Raw genomic sequence first — 17831 nt, forward strand, 5'->3', positions numbered from 1 at the left:
TTTCGAACATTTAACGCTTATTCATGATAGAAAAAGATAATAAGAAAACCATTCGCTCATGGGCTTTCTTCGATTGGGCAAATTCTGCTTACAATTTAGTTATCACTTCAACAATTTTTCCGGTTTACTATGTAGCAGTAACTACAACCGAAGCACATGGTGATGAAGTTACCTTTTTTGGAAAAACCTTTATTAACACGGTTTTATCTAACTATGCTCTGGCATTTGCTTATTTAATTATGGTGGTTTTACTACCAATCTTATCTTCCTATGCTGATGCAAAAGGCAAAAAGAAATTTTTTATGAAATTGTTCACTTATGTGGGTTCAATTTCTTGTATGTGCTTATTTTTCTTCAAGCTAGAAACGCTGGAAGCTGGAATTATTTGTTTCGTTTTAGCTGCAATGGGTTATGTTGGCGGCGTAATGTTTAATAATTCGTATTTGCCAATCATCGCATCTACTCAAAACCAGGATAAAGTGAGTGCGCAAGGTTTTTCTTATGGATACGTTGGCAGCGTAATTTTACAGCTAATTTGTTTTGTATTTGTGTTAAAACCAGAGCTTTTTGGCATTACAGATAAATCACTTCCTGCACAGATATCGTTTTTACTAGTTGGGATTTGGTGGCTTGTATTTGCTCAAATTCCATTCAAGGCATTGCCAAAAGATATTCCTGTTTTATCTGCCGAAGAAAAAGGCATTTTAAAAAGCAGTTTTGGAGAATTTGAAAAGGTTTGGAATCAATTAAAACAAATGAGTTTTTTAAAGACCTACTTAATTGCGTTTTTCTTCTATTCTATGGGGGTACAAACCATAATGCTTGCAGCAGCAGGTTTTGGGGCCAAAGTTTTAAAGCTAGAGTCGGGTAGTTTAATTGCGGTAATTTTAATTATTCAACTCGTAGCCATACTAGGTGCATGGCTAATGTCTAGGTTAGCCAAAAAATTAGGAAACGTTAATGTATTAATTATTGTAGTAATCATTTGGATTGCCTGCTGCATATATGGATATTCAATCACTACAGAATATCAATTTTATGGTTTAGCGGCAATTGTAGGCTTAATAATGGGCGGCATCCAATCCTTATCACGTTCTACGTATTCTAAACATATACCCGAAAATACTACCGACACGGCTTCATTTTTTAGCTTTTACGATGCTACAGAAAAGTTAGCAATTGTAATCGGTTTATTCAGCTTTGCTTTAATTGAAGGACTTACGCATAACATGCGCCAATCCATTATCGCTTTGGCATCATTTTTTATTGTTGGATTAATCTTTTTGGTAATCTTAAGAAAAAACGAACGCAGAGAAAACTAAAAGTGTAAGTTTGTAGCTCCAATTGTAATGATAAATAGATGAAAGTAGAATTGTTTGTTCCCTGTTTTGTAGACCAATTATATCCCGAAACCGCATTTAACACTTTAAGGTTATTAGAAAAATCGGGATGTGAGGTAGAATACAACTCAAAACAAACCTGTTGCGGACAGCCTGCTTACAACGCCGGTTATTGGGATGAGGCTAAAGAAGTTGGAACAAAATTTTTGAACGATTTTACGGAAAATACCTATGTGGTTGCACCATCCGCATCATGCGTAGGAATGGTAAAAGCTGGTTTTAATGATTTATTTACCAATACAATTGTTCACAATAAATGCCGCAGTTTGCAATCAAACATCTGGGAACTATCTGATTTCTTAATTAATGTGGCGAAGAAGGATTACTTCGGAGCAGAATTAGAAGGAAAAGCTGTTTACCATGATTCTTGCAGTGCTTTAAGAGAATGTAAAATAAAAGACGAACCACGTCAGCTTCTATCTAAAGTACATGGTTTAGAAATGCTTGAGTTACCCGATAACGATATGTGTTGTGGTTTTGGTGGTACTTTTGCTGTAAAATTTGATGCAATTTCATCTGCCATGGCAGAACAAAAAGTTAACCATGCGCTTGCCCAACAAGCCGATTATATTATTTCTACAGATTTATCTTGTTTGCTTCATCTTCAAGGTTATATCGAAAAAAACAATCTGCCAATTAAAACCATGCATATTGCAGATGTTTTATGTAACGGTTGGTTAGAAAGCACAGAATATTAACAAACATATTACTTCTGTTTGCTAAGCGTTTAACACTTTTTAACATGCTTTGCGTTAAATAAAAATATCTTTGTTAAACCTTTTTTAACCTTTCATATCTAACAACAAAAACATAACAAAATGAAAAAAGTAATTCTCGCTTTTTTAGGCGTTTTATCTTTAGCATCTGTAGCGAGCGCACAAAAGAAAACATCTGGAGCAATACAATATGAAACTACTATTGATCCTGCTACGATGATGGCAGCAAGTGGTATTAAAATCCCCGAACAAATGGCTGCAAGAATGCCGTCTACAAGTAAATCAAATTTTGAGTTACTATTTAATGCCACAAATGCGAGTTACATGCCGGTTGAAGAAACAGAAGATAGTAACGGTGCTGGCGGTGGCGGCGGTGGAATGGGTCGTATGATGAGAGGTTTTGGTGGTGCAGGTGGTAACAGAGAATATTACTACACATTTGCTGATAAAAAATTAGTTGAGGTTTTCGATTTAAATGATACTACTTATGTTATGCAAAGCGGATTAAAACTGAACACCTCAGGACCTATAAATACTTTTGGCGGTATGGGTAGAAACAATCCTAACGATACAACTAAACCTAAACCTATTGTTCCTCCAAAAATTGAGGTGGTTAAAACTGATGCTACTAAACAAATTTTAGGTTTAAACTGTAATGAGGTTATCGTAAAATCAACTCGTTCAGTTAAAATTTTAGGTATGGATAAAGATGTGACCGAAGAAACTCACATTTGGTACACTAAGGATTTAGGTTTTGATTTCTCACCAAATCCAAATATGTGGACAGAAGGAACTGTTTTAGCAATTGAGGGCAGAGGAAACAGCACAATTGCTAAAAGCATTGAATATAGAAATGTTAGCAACAAAGATGTAACAGCACCAAAAAAAGCCATTGCTATTACCGATGCTGAATATAAAGTGAAGATGGAAAACATGATGAAACGTTTTAGAGGAAACGGAAACAACAGACCAGCCGGAGCTGGCGGACAAAGAGTTATCGTGGTTAACTAATTTAAATAAGTTATTTTATTAAGCCTGCACAATTAAATTTGTGCAGGCTTTTTTAATTTATCTACTATTTAAAAACAATAGCGACTGTATATTTCCGGTTACATTTTGGCTAAAAACCACAATTGTTTAAATGTAATTTCAATATGAATGATTATTATTGACTATATCTAACATTCTTCAAAATGCAAAACAACAATTCCTTACTGAACACAAAAAAACATTTCGAAATTTTAGATGGGTTAAGAGGAGTTGCCGCCATATCTGTAGTACTGTTTCATTTCATGGAGATAATTTTCCCTCCCAAAGAAAATGTTATTGTTCATAGTTTTTTGGCAGTAGATTTTTTCTTCTGCTTATCAGGCTTTGTTATTGCCTATGCCTATGATAGTAGGATAGCACATCTTGGTGTTTGGCAATTCATAAAACTCAGACTGATTAGATTACATCCATTAGTAGTGATTGGTTCGGTTTTAGGTTTACTAACTTTTTTCTTAGATCCTTTTAGCAATTTTTATCCAACTTATGGATTCGGCCAGACATTGCTGATGTTTCTAGCCTCGGTTTTTTTAATCCCTTATCCTTTGATGGAGGAACGTTTTTTTAATTTATTCAATTTAAATGCGCCAGCTTGGTCGCTCTTTTGGGAATACATTGCCAACATTTTTTATGTATTCGTTCTGTATAAGTTTAGTCGCAACACATTGCAAATTTTCACTTTCGTTGCCGCTGCATTAATTTGTTTTATCGCATTTAAATCAACCAATTTAATGGGCGGCTGGAGCGGATCAACATTTTGGGATGGTGGCGCACGTGTTTTATATTCTTTTTTAGTTGGAATGTTAATTTTCCGCTCAAACTGGGCAATTAAAAATAATATAGGGTTTTTAGGATTATCAGCTTTGCTGTTGTTGGCATTTATAGTTCCTTTTAATGATAATTACAATTGGCTCACCGAACCCTTAATTGTGTTAATTTACTTTCCTGTTTTGGTTGCTTTGGGTGCTGGTGCAACGATAAAACCTAAGTTAGAGCCTTTGTGTAAACTTTCAGGAGAAATTTCTTACCCCTTGTACATGATTCATTATCCATTCATTTGGGTATTTTTAACCTATTTTGTAGAGATTAAACCAGAGATGGCTTTACTCAAATTTACAGTGCCAGTTTATATGGTCTTATTAATCGGTTTTGCGTATTTAACAATGCGTTTTATTGATGTACCAATTCGTAATTATCTGAAAAATAAATGGGTGAAAAATAATAGATAATTGACTTGTAATTTTATTCATGAAATCAATTAGTATTAATCAAAACTTGCATTTTAACGCAAAAAACAGCATCTTTGCAGCAAATAAAATCACTTTGTATGTGATTTAGAAATAAAATTATTTGTAAACCGTTCCAATATTCCAGCGTGATGAGGGGCAAAATCATAGTTGTAGATGATTAATATTACTTTACCTGACGGCTCCGTTCGTCAGTATGAAAAGGGCACTTCTGCTCATCAAATTGCATTGTCAATTTCCGAAGGTTTAGCAAGAAACGTTTTAGCTGCAGAAGTTAATGGCGAAGTTTGGGATTCAACACGTCCAATTGAAGCAGATTCTTCTGTAAAATTACTAACCTGGAATGATGCTGAAGGCAAAACTACTTTTTGGCATTCATCGGCACACTTAATGGCCGAAGCTTTAGAGGCGCTATATCCTGGTACAAAATTCGGTATAGGCCCGGCAATTGAAACTGGTTTTTATTACGATGTAGATTTTGGTGACAAGGAATTTTCTTCGGATGATTTCAAAGCCATTGAAACAAAAATGATTGAATTGGCTAAGCAAAAAGAAACTTTCAAACGCGAAAGTGTAAGCAAAGCTGATGCAATTAAATATTTTACAGAAAAGGGCGATGAATACAAACTTGATTTAATTGATGGTTTGGAGGATGGAAAAATAACTTTCTATTCTCAGGGAGCTTTTACCGATTTATGTCGCGGTCCGCACATTCCAAATACTAGTTTTGTTAAAGCAGTAAAACTGATGAATGTTGCAGGTGCATACTGGAGAGGTGATGAAACTAAAAAACAATTAACACGTATTTACGGTGTAACTTTTCCAAAAGCAAGCGAGCTTACCGAATATCTTGCAATGATTGAGGAAGCTAAAAAACGCGATCACCGCAAGCTGGGAAAAGAGCTTGAGCTATTTGCTTTCTCAGAGAAAGTTGGAATGGGTTTACCTTTATGGTTACCTAAAGGAACAGCTTTGCGTGAGCGTTTGGTAAACTTTTTAACTAAAGCGCAGGCAAAAGCTGGATATGAACAAGTAGTTACGCCACATATTGGCCATAAAAACCTGTATGTAACTTCTGGTCACTGGGAAAAATATGGTAAAGATTCATTTCAGCCAATAAAAACGCCTCAAGAAGGAGAGGAGTTTTTCTTAAAGCCGATGAACTGCCCGCATCACTGTGAAATTTATAAAACAAAACCACGTTCATACAAAGATCTTCCGGTTCGTTTTGCCGAATTTGGAACAGTATATCGTTACGAACAAAGTGGCGAATTACATGGTTTAACTCGTGTACGTGGCTTTACTCAGGATGATGCACACTTATTCTGTATGCCGGAACAAGTAAAAGATGAGTTTAAGAAAGTTATTGATTTGGTGCTTTATGTATTTAAATCTTTAGGTTTTGAAAACTATACCGCTCAAATTTCGTTAAGAGATCCTGATAATAAAGCTAAATACATTGGCTCTGATGAAAATTGGAAGCTTTCTGAAAATGCTATTATCGAGGCTGCTGCAGAAAAAGGCTTAAATACTGTAATTGAATATGGTGAGGCTGCCTTCTATGGCCCGAAGCTGGATTTTATGGTTAAAGATGCTTTAGGCAGAAAGTGGCAGTTAGGTACAATTCAGGTTGATTATAACCTTCCTGAGCGTTTTGAATTAGAATACACTGGTAGCGATAATCAGAAACACAGACCAGTAATGATACACCGTGCACCATTTGGTTCACTAGAACGTTTTATTGCAGTTTTGATTGAACATTGTGCCGGAAACTTCCCTTTATGGTTAAGTCCGGAGCAATATATTATTCTTCCTATTTCAGAAAAATATGAAGAATATGCAAAAAAAGTTTTAGATGAATTAAATAATTCCGATATTCGCGGGCTGATTGACTTTCGAGATGAGAAAATCGGTCGCAAAATCCGCGATGCGGAGGTTAAAAAAATCCCTTACATGCTCATCATTGGTGAGAAAGAAATGGCTGAAGGTAAAATTTCAATCAGAAAACATGGCGAGGGAGATTTAGGTGAAATGACGTTGGAGGAGTTCAGCGGCTTATTATTAAAAGAAATAACAGTTTAAATTAAAATTAATATTATACAAATTTGGCATTAGGAAGACCAGGATTTAACAGGGGACCACGTCCGCCTTTTAAGAAAAAAGAAGCAGAACATAACATTAATCAGTTTATTAAATCGCCTGAAGTGCGTTTAGCAGGCGATAATGTTGAACCGGGGATTTATCCTTTGGCTAAAGCTTTGGCACTTGCTGATGAACTGGAATTAGATTTGGTAGAAATTTCTCCGAATGCTGTACCTCCGGTTTGTAGAATTATAGATTACAGCAAATTCGTTTACGAGCAGAAGAAAAAGCAAAAGGAAATTAAATCTAATGCTAAACAAACTGTTATTAAGGAGATTCGTTTCGGTCCTAATACAAACGACCACGATTTCCAGTTTAAATTAAAACATGCCATCAGCTTTTTAGAGAACGGTGAGAAAGTTAGAGCTTATGTGCATTTTAAAGGTAGAGCAATTGTTTACAAAGAGCAGGGAGAAATTTTATTACTAAAATTTGCTCAGGCTTTGGAAGATGTAGGAAAAGTAGAGTTATTACCGAAGTTAGAAGGTAAACGTATGTTCCTAACAGTTGCGCCTAAAGTAGCAAAAAAATAAAAATAGGTTTATAAATTAAAAAACAGGTTATGCCAAAAATGAAAACCAATTCCAGTGCTAAAAAGCGTTTTTCGCTTACTGGAACAGGTAAAATCAAAAGAAACAACGCATACAAAAGTCACATCTTAACAAAGATGAGTACTAAACGTAAACGTGCACTTGGAAATGCTAGCATGGTAACAGCAGCAGATACTGGTAACGTTAAACGTATGCTTTGTATCGGAAAGTAATTTATTAATTCACCAGGTATCAGGCATTAAAGTTCCTTTAAATTAGGACGCCGCTTACCAAAAAACAACAACAACATGCCACGTTCGGTAAACGCAGTAGCTTCGAGAAGAAGAAGAAAAAAAATCCTTAACCTTGCAAAAGGTTATTGGGGAGCAAGAAGTAAGGTTTATACTGTTGCTAAAAACACAGTAGAAAAAGGTTTGCAATATGCATACCGTGACCGTAAAGTTAAGAAAAGAGAATTCCGCGGATTATGGATCCAACGTATTAATGCAGGTGCTCGTCAGCACGGTATTTCTTACTCTCAATTAATTGGTAAACTTGCTTCGAAAGAAATCGGTTTAAACCGTAAAGTATTAGCTGATTTAGCAATGAATCACCCTGAAGCTTTCAAAGCTGTAATTGATGCAGTAAAATAGAAATTTTCGCTTCGGCGATAATCATATTTTAAAAAAGTCCTGATGCAAATCAGGACTTTTTTTTTGTTAAAGCGTTTGGTCATCAATTGATGCATCAGGTGCATTACTTTTTACCGATGCGATGCCATTATCTCTAGAAGCTTCACTTTCGTACATTTGGCTCGAACCAATAATTTGCCCGTTAGTAGCTTTAAGGTTGAAATAAGCTTTGTCGTTCGTGGATGTTTTTTTCTCAAACTTAGAATCATCCTGTGAGTTTTTTCTTACAGATTCGATTCCATTTTCGCAGTTGGCTTTTGTTACATAGCCTTCACTGCTTAAAATCGTTTGTCCATTACCGGCGTTTAAATTAAACTGAAATTCGCCATTTTTTCTTTTACTGATTACAAATTTTCCCATTTCTAATTTTTAAATAAATAATACCAATTATCTATAGGAGATGATTTTATTTAAAGTTATAAAATCAGTTTCAAATTAAAAACTATTTGTAATCCATCTTATATTTTGAAAGATTAGGCTTGTTATTCTTCTTTCTGATTAATTCAGCTTCATAAATAGTTCTGCCTAAGTTTTTCATAAAAGGAAAGCATACGGTTTCGTATTCATATTTATTATCATTGTAAATGCCATTTTCATTACTTTGAACAACTGCTGTTAGTAAAAATTCAATGCCATTTTTAAAATCTATGAAATATGAATTATCAATGATAAAACCGTAGCTATCTCCATACTTATTAAAAATTCTTATGTTTTCATCCGGTTGGATTTTTAGCTCACGCCCATAGTAAAGCATTTTAGCATAAGTTGGCCAAAATTCCTTTGCATCATATTTTGGAAAATCACTCTCGTTTGGCATTTTGCTCATGTAAGTATAAATCAATTTATAATCCTCTGCAGTTAAATTATATCGTTCTTTTACTGGAAAAACTTCTGGAAACATTAACTTTTTCATCAGTTGTTGTTGGTCCTCAATTGCAAAAGCATTTTTATTCTCTAAACTAAATGGCTTGTTTATTAATTTATCGGCACTGTCTAAATAACCTTTACCCATCACCGTATTGGTTAAGTTTAAATTATATTCTTTTTCGTCGTACTGTGCCGACTGGCTGTAGATTAATTTATTTCCATTATAAAATTTAACCGGATTGGTGTGCTTAGATGTTTCGCCGGCATCGCCAACGGCCAAACGGTTTAATATTCTGCTATTAGCCAGTCCATTCTTTCTTAGCTTTTTATTTATTTCGGCTCTTCCAATAAATTCGAAAAGCCTATTAAATGCATCGTTATCGCTGGTTAGCAAAATCTTTTTAATGTAATGCTCAATGCTTGGTAAACCATTTTGTGCTGAGGTATCTTTAGTAACTTTGGTTTGTTTTTTAAAAGCACTATCTGTTATCATTACGCTTTTAGCTGTTAAACCGGTAATTTTTAATCTATTTACTTTTTCCAAAGCAAAAATCACGGCTGCTAACTTTACTGTACTTGCAGGATAAAAGTAACGGTGTGCATCAAGGTTATAACTAAAACTTTTAAAGCTGGGTTTGTTGTTGGCGTCCCGATTAATTTGCGTGTATAAAACCTGAATTTGATTTTTATCAGGATGTGTTAAAACACCACTAAAAAGTTCGGGCTTGGTTTTCATTAAGTTTTCGAGATATGTGGTATCTATTTTTTGTGCCATAGCTGAAAAACATGCAAATAGTAGGAGTGAAGTGAAAATTGATTTCATGTTAGGTATTTGAATCTTAAAGTTAACGTTTTGTATTTCAAATGCCATTTTCCATCATCCATTTTACAACCAACATTATTTTATTACTTTTGCAGCGCTTTTGGTTTCCGGCTTTACACCCGGAATTAAAAGGGAATGCAGTGAAATTCTGCAACTGTCCCGCAGCTGTAAGCTCTATAACGGTAATTCAATCTAAAGCCACTGTTTTTAATTAAACGGGAAGGTAGAAATCACCGGGAGTAAGTCAGAAGACCTGCCTTTAGCGATTAATTTCATAGCTTTCGGGGATTGAAGCTAGGATTGAGGTACTTAACGTTACACGTATTTTCATTTCCTTTCCTAATCTGTTGGCTGTGGGCAAAACTCACAATCAAATGAACAAAAAAAGAATTTTAATTGCTGCAGGCCTGGGGTTTGCACAATTAAGCTTTAGCCAATTTGCTAAAGCACAAGACAGTTTAAAACTTGATGATGTTGTTATCAAGGCAACTAAAAACGACCAGAAGCAATCGCAAACTGGTAAAGTTGTAACTATCATTTCTAAAGAAACTTTAGAACGCAGTCACGGTAAATCGTTACCGGAATTAATTAGCGAACAAGCCGGAATTATCGTTGCAGGTTCCAGTAGCAATCCTGGTTTAAATAAATCTGTATTTTTTCGTGGTGCCGGAAGTGCTTACGCAGTTGTATTAATTGATGGTATTGTTCAAAATGACCCATCTGGAAATGGTGGAGCATTTGATTTACGATTAATATCTATCGACCAAATTGACCATATAGAGATTTTACGAGGCGGTCAATCTACAATTTACGGTTCTGATGCGGTTGCTGGTGTAATCAACATCATTACCAAAAAGGGCGGACCAAAAGGAAATACAATTTATGGTGTTGCAACAGCAGGCAGCTACGAAACTTACAAAGGAACTATTGGTTTAAATGGTGCTGTTGAGGGATTTTATTATAACATTAATTACACTCAGCATAAAACAAACGGCATTTCTGAGGCAGCTAATCCAATAGGTAACAATACAGAATTTGATAAAGATGGCTTTAGAACTGGTGCTTTAAATGCAAACTTCGGGATTGAACTGGATAAAAATTTTACTGTAAATCCTTTTGTTAGGTATTATTATGGTAATTATAGTTTTGATGGTGGCTCTTTTGTAGATGCCGGTAATTATTCAATTTTAAAAAATGTTGCCGTTGGTACAAATGCTAAATATGAATTTGGAACAGGTAAAATTAATTTAAACTATAGTTACGAAAGTACATCGAACGATGCGCACAGCAGTTTCCCTAGCTTTACTCAAGGTAAAATTAATATAATTGATTTATTCTACAATCAAAAATTAGGAAGTAAAGTTGATTTATTGGTTGGTTTGGATAACAGAAGTATGAAACTTAAAGCTGGCACAGCAAGTCCGAACACAAATATTTTTGCTGCTTATACATCATTATTTTTGCATGATTTAAGCATATTTAATTTAGAAGTTGGTGGGCGTTATAATAAACACGAGCAATATGGCGAAAACTATACTTACTCTGTAACGCCAACAATTAATATCATAAAAGAAATTAAATTATTTGGTACGGTATCTACAGCCTTTAAAATTCCAACATTAAATATGTTGTTCGGTCAATTTGGTGCTAACTTAAATTTGAAGCCCGAGAAATCTCAAAATTACGAAGCAGGTGTAAATTTCAGCTTTGCTGATGATAAATTTAGCCTGAGAGTTGCAGGTTACAAACGCGATTTATCAGATGCAATTATTTATGCTTATCCGGCAGGATACATTAATCAGGTGAGCCAAAAAACAAAGGGATTTGAAGTTGAACCAGCGGTAAAATTTGGTAGATTTAATGTTAGCGGTTACTACGGTTATGTTGAAGGAAATGAGTTTAATTTTGTTGATAATGCAATTGCTGATTATTTATTCCGCAGACCTAAACATACTTTCGGTATAAATGCAGGCTTACAAGCTACAAGCAATTTATATGTTAGTGCTAACTATCGTTATTTTGGTAAACGTACTGATGGTAACTTTTCTAGCTATACTGTAGATACTTTGCCTGCTTACAAATTACTAAACGCCTATGCAGAATATGCCTTGGCAAACAAGCGTGTTAAGATTTTCTTTGATGCAAAAAACATCCTGAACGAAAAATACAATGAAATTATTGGTTATAACACTATGGGTTTCAATTTTAATACAGGCGTTAGTTTTAATATCCGCTAATAAAAAATTAACTTTGCAAAAAGATCTTAGGTTTAATTCCGATATTTTATATAAAATACTTAATAAATAATATGGCTCATTTAAAATTTAATCCACGTACGGCAATTTTACTGTTAATGATTTTAGCAATAACGGCCTTCCGTTTACTGGTAACTTTTAACTCTGATGAATTAAAATTTGCAAACTTCTCTTCAATAGGCGCTGTAGCATTATTTGGCGGAGCTTATTTTAAAGATAATTTGAAAGCTTTTGCCTTCCCTTTGTTAAGTTTATTTTTAAGCGATTTCGTTTTAGCCACAACCATATTTAGTAAATACAGTAATGGCTTTTTGTATGAGGGCTGGTATTGGGTATATTTAGCTTTTGCCTTGATGGTTTTGGTTGGCAGAATTTTATTAAAAAATATCAATGTAGTAAATTTGCTAACATCAACATTTGTAATTGTTTTAATTCATTGGATTGTTACCGATTTTCCCATTTGGTACAAAAACCCAGCTTATACACAAGATATAGCAGGCTTTTGGCTTTGCTTGGAAAGAGCTATTCCTTTTGAGATAAGATTTTTAGAAGGAACTATTATTTATGGGGCGATTTTATTCGGAGCGTTTGAAATTCTAAAATCAAAATATCCTGTTTTAAAATTGCAAACACAAAAAGCATAATAATTCATTACATGGCTATTGAAAATCCTCTTTTGATTAATTTCTAAAGAGGATTTTTTTCTTTAACATTGAGCAATAATAGCAACTAAATCAGCCTCCGTCATTCATTTAACCTTTTACCATATATGAAAGTTGTCTCTTTCCTTCCCGCTGCAACCAAAATGATTTACGACATGGGGTTGCAGGAATATCTGCATGGCGTTACTTTCGAATGCCCTAAAGAAGCAGCCGATATGCCTAAAATTGTACGCTGTATTTTAGAAGGAAAGAATTATTCGAGCATGGAAATTGATAGGATTTTTTCAGCCTCAAAAGCACAAGGAAAAAGTTTGTATTGGGTAGATGATGAACTTTTGGAGCGCATTTCGCCTGATATTGTTTTCACACAAGATATTTGCGAAGTGTGTAATATTGATACCGTTTGTACTGAAACTGCAGTGATGAAACTAAGCAAGCAGCCTAAGCTTGTTCCACTATCTCCAAATAATTTACAGGATGTTTTTGAATGCGCTTTAACAATTGCCAAAGCTATTGGTAAAGAAGAGGTTGCTCTAAAATATTTGGCTGGTTTACAAGTAAAAACCGATTCTATATTAGATAAGTTAAGGGCAAACCGAGCTCCTTTAAAACGTGTAATGTTAATGGAATGGATTGAACCTATTTACAACTGCGGACATTGGATTCCTTTCCAGATTGCTGCTGCAGGTGGTGTAGATATGCTTTCAAACCCTGCCGGAGATTCTATTGTTACCCAATGGGATAAAATTTTAAAATACAATCCTGAGGTTCTGGTAATTGCACCTTGTGGTTTTGATGTTATTCGAAGTGCCGAAGAAATGACTTTACTTACATCTAAACCTGGATGGGATAACCTCGAAGCTGTTAAAAACAACCAAGTATATATTGCTGATTTCGATATGTTTACTCAACCGAGTATTGGTACCTTAGTTGAAGGTATTGAAGCATTATCTTGCATGTTTCATCCCGAAATTTTTTCAGCTGATGATAGAATCGCGAAGAAATTCATCAATTATTCGGAAATAAAAGTTAATTGTTAATGATGAAATTGGTAGTATTAACTGGTGCTGGTATTAGTGCAGAGAGCGGCTTAAAAACCTTTCGCGATTCGGATGGATTATGGGAAGGACATAATGTTTATGATGTTGCTACGCCCGAAGCCTGGGAACGAAATCCTATACTGGTGCAGGATTTTTATAATGAGCGTAGGAGGCAGGTTTTGGCGGCCAAACCCAATTTAGCACATTCTATTTTAGTAGAATTAGAGGAGGAATTTGATGTTGAAATTATCACCCAAAACATAGATGATTTACATGAGCGGGCAGGTTCTACAAAAGTTACGCATCTTCATGGTGTGATAACTAAATCTCAATCTGATGTAAATTCATCACTCACATATCCAATTAATGGTGCGGAAATTAAAATGGGCGAATTATGCGAATTGGGTTCGCAGCTAAGACCGCATGTGGTATGGTTTGGTGAAGCTGTACCAATGATTGAGTATGCTGCCAGACTTTGTCAATCTGCAGATTTTTTTGTAATAATCGGAACATCTCTTGCGGTTTATCCGGCTTCCGGTTTGGTCGATTTTGTACCGAAACACACAACAAAATACATTATCGATCCTCGGACTCCAGATATTAGACATTATAAAAATGTCGTAAATATTGAACAGAATGCGGTAAATGGCGTGCAAATGCTGAAGAAAATCTTGCTAAATGCCATCTAAAAAACAATGTATTTTCAATTGGAGTGGTGGTAAAGATAGTACACTCGCACTGCACTATGCTCTACAAGATGATTCGTTGGAAATAAAATATCTGGTTACAACGGTAACTGAAAAGTTTAATAGAGTTTCCATGCATGGTGTTAGAGCAGCTCTCTTAATAAAACAGGCTCAAAGCGTTGGTATTCCATTGTATCAAATTCAACTGCCAGATATGCCTGATATGGAAACCTATGATAATGTTATGAAAAATCACATGAACCATTTTAAGGCATGTGGAATAACACATTCTATATTTGGTGATATTTTTCTCGAAGATTTAAGAAAATACAGAGAGGAAAAACTGTCTGAAGTTGGCCTAAAAGCAATATTCCCGTTGTGGAAGCGAAATACTACCGATATCGTTAACGATTTTCTAAATTTAGGTTACAAAACAATAATAGTTTGCTGTCAGCAAAATCTAAAATTATACTGTGGCGAAGTTATTACTAAAGATTTAATAAATAATTTGCCACCTGATATTGACCCCTGTGGTGAAAATGGTGAATACCATACATTTGCCTTTGATGGTCCAGTGTTCAATAATAAACTCGATTTCAATATAGGCGAAATGGTTTTTAGAAGCTATTCAAAGCCAAGCGATACTACCCAAGATGATACTTTATCTATCAGTAAATCAGATAGTTTAGGTTTTTGGTACATTGATTTAGAAGAAAAAAATTAAAACATTAAAACTTTTTGGCATCATTTTTTCTTTACTATCTGTAATTAACTAAAAAACACATACAAATGAAATCTTTTGGCTTTAGGTGGCTAAAGGTTTACTTTAAAAAATTTATGTTATGAAAAAGATATTAGTAGTAATCGCATTAAGTAGTTCGGTTTTATTCGCTTGTAACAATAAAGCAAAAGAAGAAGCTGCATTAAAACAAGCAGAAGCTGAAAAAGCAACGGCCGTTAAAGCCGTAAAAGATAGTTTAAGATTGGATAGTTTCAAGAGAGCAGAAACTGCAAAAATTGAAGCAGAAAAAGAAGCTAAACATCAGGCAGAATTAGTAGCTGCAAGAAAAGCAGGACAACGTTCTTCGTATTCTGGTTCTGGTCGTACTTATTCCAGCACTAGCTCAAGCTCTTACGGTGGTACACAACCAACTGCTAAAAAACAAGGTTGGAGCGATGCTGCAAAAGGTTCAGTAATTGGTGGGGCAGCAGGTGCAGTTGGTGGTGCATTAATTGATAAGAAAAAAGGTAGAGGTGCAATTATTGGTGGTTTAGTTGGAGCTGGTGGCGGTTATTTAATTGGTAGAGGTGAAGACAGAAAATCAGGTCGAGTGCAACCTAAAAACTAATATTTTTTTTCACTCTTCGGAGATATGATGAAGTGGCAACCAGTTAATGGTTGCCACTTTTTTTTTGGAGGTATTTAACCATTCGTTATTTTGAACATGTTTGAGTTTCATTTTGATTGAGGATTTTTTTTTAAACTAATACATAAAAGCTCCGTGCTTCATTGCGAGAGGCGTATGCATTTCGTGATTCTGAACTTTCTCCTGAAACTTTTTCATTGATGATTATATACAAACCGATATGTAAGCTTCCTGCGTCATTGCGAGGCACGAAGCAATCTTATGGCGCATGCCATTTAAACTTGATGTTTAAGATTGCTTCGTGCCTCGCAATGACGTGGTGTGTAAGTGTGTCGTGTTTCTGAACTTGATCCTGAAACTCTTTTATTAAAGATTATATTGAAAACTATGCCTACGGGATCATGCGTCATTGCGAGGTACGAAGCAATCTATTAGCGCTGGCCCCATTCAAACCTTAAGATTGCTTCGTATTTTGCAATAAGTTGGTGTGTAAGCATGAGGTAAGACATAAGCTTCCTGCGTCATTGCGAGGTACGAAGCAATCTCATGGCGCATGCCAGTTGCACCTAATGTTTTAGACTGCTTCGTGCCTCGCAATGACGTGGTGTGTAAGCGTGTTTTGATTCTAAACTTGTTTAAGAATCATTTTCATTGAGGATTATATACAAACCTATATGTAAGCTTCCTGCGTCATTGCGAGGCACGAAGTAATCTCATGGCGCTTGCCATTCAAACCTAATGTTTAAGATTGCTTCGTGCCTCGCAATGAAGTGGTGCATATATGTGAGAATGTCGTGATTCTGAACTTGTATAAGAATCTCTATTATAAAATTTCACAAGCGGAAAATTCTTTTGAAACATCAATAAACGCAAAAAAGCCTCAATGAAATATTTCACCGAGGCTTCAAACTTAATTTTAAACTATTAATTAATATAATGTAAATTCTACGCGACGGTTAGCTTGACGTCCGGATGCACTTTTGTTAGTCGCAATCGGTTGGTCTGGTCCGTAACCTGTAGCTTCGATTCTTGAAGCATTAGCACCTTGAGACACTAAATAAGCTTTTACTGATTCAGCTCTATCTTTAGATAAACGTAAGTTCAATTCTCTGCCACCAGTGTTATCTGTATGTCCAGCTAATTTTAAGCTAAAGTTTTTCTCCATTAACAAAGTAGCAACTCTGTTTAACGTTTCGTAAGATTTAGAACGGATTGTTGATTTACCTAAATCAAATTCTAAGTTAGAGATTGCATCTCTTACCACTTTACGGTCAGCTTCTGTAATTACAGTAGTTTCTTTAATTACTTTAGTTGTTGGAGCAGCTAATGGACAACCTGAACCATCAACAACAGTACCTGAAGCAGTTCCAGGGCATTTGTCGAATTTGTTAGCTACACCATCATTATCATCATCAGCTAAATCTTTAGCATATTGTGCTCTGTCTCTGGCAGCATTTTCTTCAGCTGTAGATAAAGCTCTTCTTAACTCATTACTTTCTTCAGCAGTTTGTTTACGTAAATCTGCAATAGCGCTGTAGTTCTGTAATTGAGAGTTTTCTTTGTTTCCTAATGCAAACTCAAGACCTACGTGAGAGTATGAATATCTGTTCTCTAAGTAAGCACTTTTAACTGTTGGAGAAGATTTGATAAAGTTAATGTCGTAACCTAAATCGATGTTAATTCCTTTTGATACACCAAATTTAAATCCAACACCTGTTGGGATATACCAACCTTCTCTGTCTTGAAAAACTTGAGTAGCACCAACTTGCGAATCTGACGACATGTAACCGGCACCCGCTTTAATGTAAGGGATTAAAACTGCGTTTTCAGTATTTAAACTAAAGTTAGCAATGTTTAATACCGCAGTTAATGAACCAGCCCAATTGATGCTGTTTTTTTGCTCGATTGTACTTGTAGCGTTTAAAGTTTTAATCTCACCACGTAAGAAATCTGCTTGTAAGCCTAATGCAGGAAGAATTTGTTTTTTGATAAAAGCTCCGTAACCTACGCTTTTAAATTCTCTAGCTTTAACACTTCCGCCGCCTAAGATGGTATTTTGGCTGAAGATACCACCCTGAGCACCAACGCTCCATGTTCTTAAATTTTGTTTGCCGAATCTACCAGAAGCGGTAGGTGTTTCTTGTGCAAATAATTGTGATGATAATCCTAATAAGGCAACCAACATTGTTGATTTTGTAATTTTCGTATTCATATTTTATTTTCTAAATAATAGTGGTTAAACAGCTTATTTATAATTCTGTTTTACACTTTTTAGAAAAATATATGCCTAAATATGATTTAAAACTGCAAACCGCAATAAATCAATTACTTATGTTATAATTTTTTTCACAAAAAAG

The 17831-nt window shown here is 35.0% G+C and carries 17 protein-coding genes and 1 riboswitch; of the genes, 14 read left to right on the plus strand and 3 right to left on the minus strand.

Going from position 1 to position 17831, the window contains the following annotated elements; all coding sequences use genetic code 11:
* Window positions 1-23 precede the first annotated feature (23 nt).
* The 8 genes from LUA90_RS16670 to rplT all read left to right on the plus strand — a co-directional run bounded on the left by LUA90_RS16670 (window position 24) and on the right by rplT (window position 7735).
* Complete coding sequence (locus tag LUA90_RS16670; RefSeq protein WP_231491807.1) at window positions 24-1322, plus strand: MFS transporter; 1299 nt, start codon at window positions 24-26, stop codon at window positions 1320-1322.
* A 38-nt stretch (window positions 1323-1360) separates the two neighbouring features.
* Window positions 1361-2098 carry a (Fe-S)-binding protein gene (locus LUA90_RS16675; RefSeq protein WP_231459642.1) on the plus strand — a complete coding sequence of 246 codons (738 nt, stop codon included), beginning with the start codon at window positions 1361-1363 and terminating at the stop codon, window positions 2096-2098.
* 120 nt (window positions 2099-2218) lie between these two features.
* Complete coding sequence (locus tag LUA90_RS16680; RefSeq protein WP_231459641.1) at window positions 2219-3127, plus strand: hypothetical protein; 909 nt, start codon at window positions 2219-2221, stop codon at window positions 3125-3127.
* Between the two features lie 182 nt (window positions 3128-3309).
* Window positions 3310-4392: an acyltransferase gene (locus LUA90_RS16685; RefSeq protein WP_231491809.1), complete on the plus strand. Its 1083-nt coding sequence runs from the start codon at window positions 3310-3312 to the stop codon at window positions 4390-4392.
* Window positions 4393-4566: 174 nt separating this feature from the next.
* Complete coding sequence (thrS, locus tag LUA90_RS16690; protein WP_231459640.1) at window positions 4567-6492, plus strand: threonine--tRNA ligase; 1926 nt, start codon at window positions 4567-4569, stop codon at window positions 6490-6492.
* A 23-nt stretch (window positions 6493-6515) separates the two neighbouring features.
* A complete protein-coding gene (gene infC, locus LUA90_RS16695) occupies window positions 6516-7085 on the plus strand; it encodes a translation initiation factor IF-3 (protein ID WP_109928230.1) in 570 nt (189 codons plus the stop codon).
* Between the two features lie 29 nt (window positions 7086-7114).
* Entirely contained in the window at window positions 7115-7315 is a 201-nt protein-coding gene (gene rpmI, locus LUA90_RS16700) for a 50S ribosomal protein L35 (protein ID WP_056872807.1), read from the plus strand.
* A 75-nt stretch (window positions 7316-7390) separates the two neighbouring features.
* Window positions 7391-7735, plus strand: a complete 345-nt coding sequence (gene rplT, locus LUA90_RS16705; protein WP_025144714.1) for a 50S ribosomal protein L20 — start codon at window positions 7391-7393, stop codon at window positions 7733-7735.
* A 66-nt stretch (window positions 7736-7801) separates the two neighbouring features.
* Here the strand turns inward: rplT and LUA90_RS16710 are convergent, their stop codons facing one another.
* Both LUA90_RS16710 and LUA90_RS16715 read right to left on the minus strand, forming a co-directional pair.
* On the minus strand, window positions 7802-8134 hold the full coding sequence (locus LUA90_RS16710) for a YegP family protein (protein WP_231459639.1): 333 nt from the start codon (window positions 8132-8134) through the stop codon (window positions 7802-7804).
* Between the two features lie 82 nt (window positions 8135-8216).
* Entirely contained in the window at window positions 8217-9464 is a 1248-nt protein-coding gene (locus LUA90_RS16715) for a serine hydrolase (protein WP_231491811.1), read from the minus strand.
* An 84-nt stretch (window positions 9465-9548) separates the two neighbouring features.
* Window positions 9549-9740: riboswitch (cobalamin riboswitch) on the plus strand.
* 98 nt (window positions 9741-9838) lie between these two features.
* On the opposite strand from LUA90_RS16715, the gene LUA90_RS16720 reads away from it, so the two are divergent.
* The 6 genes from LUA90_RS16720 (at window position 9839) to LUA90_RS16745 (ending at window position 15456) form a co-directional block, all read left to right on the plus strand.
* Entirely contained in the window at window positions 9839-11701 is a 1863-nt protein-coding gene (locus LUA90_RS16720) for a TonB-dependent siderophore receptor (RefSeq protein ID WP_231491812.1), read from the plus strand.
* Window positions 11702-11772: 71 nt separating this feature from the next.
* Window positions 11773-12363 (plus strand): DUF6580 family putative transport protein, encoded by a 591-nt coding sequence (locus LUA90_RS16725; protein WP_231459636.1) that lies wholly within the window; start codon window positions 11773-11775, stop codon window positions 12361-12363.
* Window positions 12364-12488: 125 nt separating this feature from the next.
* Window positions 12489-13421, plus strand: coding sequence for an ABC transporter substrate-binding protein (locus LUA90_RS16730; RefSeq protein WP_231459635.1), 933 nt, complete (start codon window positions 12489-12491; stop codon window positions 13419-13421).
* A complete protein-coding gene (locus LUA90_RS16735) occupies window positions 13421-14110 on the plus strand; it encodes a Sir2 family NAD-dependent protein deacetylase (RefSeq protein WP_231459634.1) in 690 nt (229 codons plus the stop codon). Before LUA90_RS16730 ends, LUA90_RS16735 begins: the two co-directional genes overlap by 1 nt.
* Window positions 14100-14831 carry a diphthine--ammonia ligase gene (locus tag LUA90_RS16740; protein WP_231459633.1) on the plus strand — a complete coding sequence of 244 codons (732 nt, stop codon included), beginning with the start codon at window positions 14100-14102 and terminating at the stop codon, window positions 14829-14831. The genes LUA90_RS16735 and LUA90_RS16740 overlap by 11 nt, the downstream gene beginning before the upstream one ends.
* A 118-nt stretch (window positions 14832-14949) precedes the next feature.
* Window positions 14950-15456 carry a YMGG-like glycine zipper-containing protein gene (locus LUA90_RS16745; protein ID WP_231491813.1) on the plus strand — a complete coding sequence of 169 codons (507 nt, stop codon included), beginning with the start codon at window positions 14950-14952 and terminating at the stop codon, window positions 15454-15456.
* A 946-nt stretch (window positions 15457-16402) separates the two neighbouring features.
* Here the strand turns inward: LUA90_RS16745 and LUA90_RS16750 are convergent.
* Window positions 16403-17686: an OmpA family protein gene (locus LUA90_RS16750; RefSeq protein ID WP_231459631.1), complete on the minus strand. Its 1284-nt coding sequence runs from the start codon at window positions 17684-17686 to the stop codon at window positions 16403-16405.
* Window positions 17687-17831 lie beyond the last annotated feature (145 nt).

Source organism: Pedobacter sp. Leaf170, from assembly GCF_920984665.1.
GTDB lineage: Bacteria > Bacteroidota > Bacteroidia > Sphingobacteriales > Sphingobacteriaceae > Pedobacter.